Genomic DNA, 4,323 nt, shown 5'->3' with positions numbered 1-4,323 from the left:
GCCTGGCCTGCGGCCACCTCGCCGGCGGCCGGGCCGGGTCACCCGCGTCCGCCGCGGCCGCACACCAGTCCTGAGATACGCCGCCGCCCCGCGGTGACCCGGTCGGGGTCTCCGCAGGGCGGCGTAGTCGATGGTCGGGACCGGTGGTCGCGACCGGCCCGTCAGATCCGGTCGACCAGCAGCTTGGCGAACGCGGCCGGGTCGGACAGAGTGCCGCCCTCGGCGAGGACGGCGGCACCAGCGATGAGCCGCGCGGTGTCCTTGAGCTCGGGCGCCGAGGGATCCTCGGCGTGCCGGGCGCGCAGGCGCTCGACCAGCGGGTGCGTGGGGTTGAGCTCGAGGATCCGCTTGCTGACGGGCAGTTCCATACCCGAGGCGCGGTACATGGCCTCCAGCTGCGGGGTCATGTCGAACTCGTCGCCGACCATGCACGCCGCCGACTCGGTGAGGCGATGCGACAGGCGCACCTGCTTGACCTCGTCGGACAGCTCCCCGCCCAGCCAGGTGAGCAGGTCGGCGTACTCGGCGGCGTCGGGCTCGTCCTTGCCCTCCTCGGCCTCCGCGCCGATGCCGGACAGGTCCACGTCGCCTTTGGCCACGGACCGCAGCCGCTTGCCGTCGACCTCGCCGACCGCGTCCACCCACACCTCGTCCACCGGGTCGGTGAGGATGAGGACCTCGACGCCACGGGCACGGAACGCCTCCAGGTGCGGGGAGTTCTCCACCGCCGCGCGGGACGTGCCGGTGAGGTAGTAGATCTCCTCCTGCCCGTCCGCCATGCGGGAGATGTACTCGGCGATGGTGGTGCCCACCTCGTCGTCGTCCCCGGTCTTCTCGCCCTCGCCCTCCGGCGCCTTCTCCGACGCGGTGGCGGGCCGGGTGGACGCGAAGGTGCTCACGGCGAGCAGCTGCTCGCGGGCGTCGACATCGGAGATCAGGCCCTCCTTGAGGACCGCGCCGAAGTTGGCCCAGAAGCTGCGGAACTCCTCCGGCCGGTCGTTGCGGAGCTGCTCGATGGTCTGCAGCACCCGCTTGACCAGACGCTTGCGGATCGCCCGGATCTGACGGTCCTGCTGCAGGATCTCGCGCGAGACGTTGAGCGACAGGTCCTGGGCGTCGACGATGCCCTTGACGAAGCGGAGGAACGGCGGGACCAGCTCCTCGCAGTCGTCCATGATGAACACCCGGCGGACGTAGAGCTGCACCCCCCGCTTGGTGTCCGGGGAGAACAGGTCGAACGGCACCTGCGTGGGCAGGAACAGCAACGCCTGGTATTCGAACGTGCCCTCGGCCTTGAGGGTGATGGTCTCCAGCGGCTCGTCCCACGCGTGCGAGATGTGGCGGTAGAACTCGGCGTACTCCTCGTCGGTGACCTCCGACTTCGGCCGGGTCCACAGCGCCTTCTGCGAGTTCAGGGTGACGGTCTCGGTGATCGTGCCGCCGGCCGGGGCGTCGCCGGACTCCCCGTCGGCCGCGCCCTCCTCGGGCTCCGGCGCCGGGCGCTCGACATCCATCCGGATGGGCCACGCGATGAAGTCCGAGTAGGTGCGCACCACGCGGCGCAGCGTGTGTTCCTCGGTGTAGTCCGGCAGGGCCGCGTCCCCGCCGGCGGGCTTGAGCTGCAGGATGACCGACGTACCCTGCGGGGCGTCCGGGGCCTCCTCGATCGTGTAGGTGTCCTCGCCGCTCGACGTCCAGCGCGTGCCCGTGCTCTCGCCGGCCTTGCGGGTGATGAGCGTGACCGTGTCGGCCACCATGAACGTCGAGTAGAAGCCGATGCCGAACTGGCCGATGAGGTCCGCGGTGGCCTGCTCCGACACCTCGCCCGACTCCTGCGCGGCGCGGGCGGCGGCGAGCGCCTCCCGCATCTGCCCGGTTCCCGACTTGGCGAGCGTGCCGATGAGGTCCACCACCTCGTCGCGCGACATGCCGATGCCGTTGTCCCGGATGGTCAGCGTGCGGGCCGCCGCGTCCGGGACCAGCTCGATGTGCAGGTCCGAGGTGTCGACCCCGAGCGAGGAGTCCTGCAGCGCGGCCAGGCGGAGCTTGTCCAGCGCGTCGGAGGAGTTGGAGATGACCTCACGAAGGAAGGTGTCCGGATTCGAGTAGATCGAGTGGATCATCAGATCCAGCAGCTGCCGGGTCTCGGCCTGGAACTCCCGGGTCTCGGCGGCACCGGAGGTCTGCGGGCTCATGTCGGGTATCGGTCCTTTCTCGTCACGTCGCACGGGGGGCGAGTATCGGGCGCGCTCACCACATGCACTCTGTTCTCGCCGTCAGGACCAACCTAGTGTGGAGCTCTGACATTCCCCGAGATGAGGTGCCGCCCGTGACCCCGTCGCCACTGCCCCCGGAGGACCTCGACGTCCTCGACCGGTCGACGAAGGTGTTCGCCCGCGCACTCGCCTCGCCGCTCGACGGCGACTGCGAGGCCTGCCCGGGCTGGTCCCGGCGCGACCTGGCCAACCACGTCCTGGGCGGCGGGCTGCGGTACGCCGCCTACTTCCCGCGGCTGCCGGAGTCGGAGATCGGCTGGACGCGCACCGCCGACCACGCCGGCGACAAGCCGGTCCCCGCGCTGTACCGCACCTCTGCCGGCCTGCGTAAGGAACTCGCCCGGGCCCGCGACGCGGACGCCCCCGTCCAGCACCGGCTGGCCGAGATCCCCGTCCGCGACCTCCTCGCGCTGCGCGTGTTCGAGCTGCTCGTCCACGCCCACGACCTCGACCCGGACTCGTGGGAGTCGGAGGACGCCGAGGAGCTCGCCGCGTGGACCCTCGCCCACGCGCGGGACGTGGTCGAGCTGATGCGGTCCTTCGACGTGCTCGCCGACGCGGTTCCGGTCCCGATCGGGGCCGATGCGCGCACCCGGCTCCTCGCGCTGTCCGGCCGCCGGACCCGCCGCGACTCGATTTAACGTGACGTCGACCACACCAGGGGTCTAGCGTTATCGCTACCGGGCGGCACCGGCAGGCGGTCGCCCACGACGAGAGGCCGCGGCAGATGTCGATGACCTGCGCCCCGTACATCTCCTTCCCGGGCAACGCCTCGGAGGCGTTCCCGTACTACCACGAGCTCTTCGGCGGGGAGCTCAGCCTGATGACCTACGATCAGTTCCCGTCGACGGACGACTTCCCGTTCGACCCGCCGCACGGCTCGGTCGCCCACGCGACCCTCGAGGCGCCGGGGATCACCCTCACCGGCGGCGACGCGATGGGCGAGTCCCTGCCGCAGCTGAGAAATGACGTCTACTCGTTCCTGCTCGGTTTCGACACCGAGGACGAGGCCCGCGCCTTCCTCGACAAGGTCACCGGAAGCGGGGGTCAGATGGCGATGCCGTTCGAGGTCGCGCCGTGGGGCGACCGGTACGGGCAGGTCCACGACCGGTTCGGCATCCGCTGGGACGTCGTGGTTCCCGGCACCGGCGAGTAACCCGGAGGAAGACACCCGTATCCATCGCCCGTGCTTGTTACGGTGCTCCTATGGAGATCTCTGGAGCAAGTGCCATCGTCACGGGCGGTGCGTCGGGAATCGGCGCCGCCGTCGTCCGTCAACTCGCCGCAAAGGGCGCCAAGGTGGTCGTCGCCGACCTCAACGCCGAGAAGGGTGAGGCCCTGGCGAACGAGGTCGGCGGCACGTTCGTCGCCGTGGACGTGACCAAGACCGAGGACAACGAGAAGGCCGTCGCCGCCGCGCTCGAGCTGGGCCCGCTGCGCTACCTCGTCAACTCCGCCGGCATCGGGTGGGCGCAGCGCACGATCGGTCGCGACGGCGAGTACTCGTCGGCCTTCGACCTCGACTCGTTCCGCAAGGTCATCGACATCAACCTCATCGGGTCGTTCGACATGCTGCGCCTGGCCGCGACCAAGATGAGCACCCAGGAGGCCGACGAGGACGGCCAGCGGGGCGCGATCGTCAACATGGCGTCCGTCGCGGCGTTCGACGGCCAGATCGGCCAGGCCGCGTACTCCGCGTCCAAGGGCGGCATCGTCGGCATGACCCTCCCGGTCGCCCGCGACCTGTCGGCCGCCGGCATCCGCCTCAACACCGTGGCGCCGGGTCTCATCGACACCCCGATCTACGGCGAGGGTCCGGAGTCGGAGGCGTTCAAGGCCAAGCTCGGCGAGAGCGTCCTGCACCCCAAGCGTCTCGGCTCCGGTGACGAGCTGGCGTCCATGGTCATGGAGCTGCTCACCAACCCGTACATGAACGCGGAGACCATCCGCGTCGACGGTGGCATCCGGATGCCACCGAAGTGATCTGACCTGGTCAGCACACGACGAGAGGGGCCCCGCCGGATCGGATCCGGCGGGGCCCCTCTTC

At 70.4% G+C, this 4,323-nt stretch carries 4 protein-coding genes; 3 read left to right on the top strand and 1 reads right to left on the bottom strand.

Annotated features, from left to right (window positions below; translation table 11 throughout):
- Nucleotides 1–161: 161 nt before the first annotated feature.
- Nucleotides 162–2,195 (bottom strand): molecular chaperone HtpG, encoded by a 2,034-nt coding sequence (gene htpG, locus G6030_RS11510; protein WP_182643212.1) that lies wholly within the window; start codon nt 2,193–2,195, stop codon nt 162–164.
- A 134-nt stretch (nt 2,196–2,329) separates the two neighbouring features.
- Between htpG and G6030_RS11505 the strand changes: the two genes are divergently transcribed.
- From G6030_RS11505 to G6030_RS11495, 3 genes are all read left to right on the top strand, one after another.
- Nucleotides 2,330–2,917: a maleylpyruvate isomerase N-terminal domain-containing protein gene (locus tag G6030_RS11505; protein WP_182643211.1), complete on the top strand. Its 588-nt coding sequence runs from the start codon at nt 2,330–2,332 to the stop codon at nt 2,915–2,917.
- An 86-nt stretch (nt 2,918–3,003) separates the two neighbouring features.
- A complete protein-coding gene (locus G6030_RS11500) occupies nt 3,004–3,432 on the top strand; it encodes a VOC family protein (RefSeq protein ID WP_063973264.1) in 429 nt (142 codons plus the stop codon).
- Nucleotides 3,433–3,482: 50 nt separating this feature from the next.
- A complete protein-coding gene (locus G6030_RS11495; RefSeq protein WP_182643210.1) occupies nt 3,483–4,259 on the top strand; it encodes an SDR family NAD(P)-dependent oxidoreductase in 777 nt (258 codons plus the stop codon).
- The last annotated feature ends 64 nt before the right edge of the window (nt 4,260–4,323 follow it).

Source organism: Dietzia sp. E1, from assembly GCF_014145015.1.
GTDB lineage: Bacteria > Actinomycetota > Actinomycetes > Mycobacteriales > Mycobacteriaceae > Dietzia > Dietzia cinnamea_A.
Note: the sequence above shows the minus strand (reverse complement) of the source record. Positions and strands in the feature narration are given on the sequence as shown.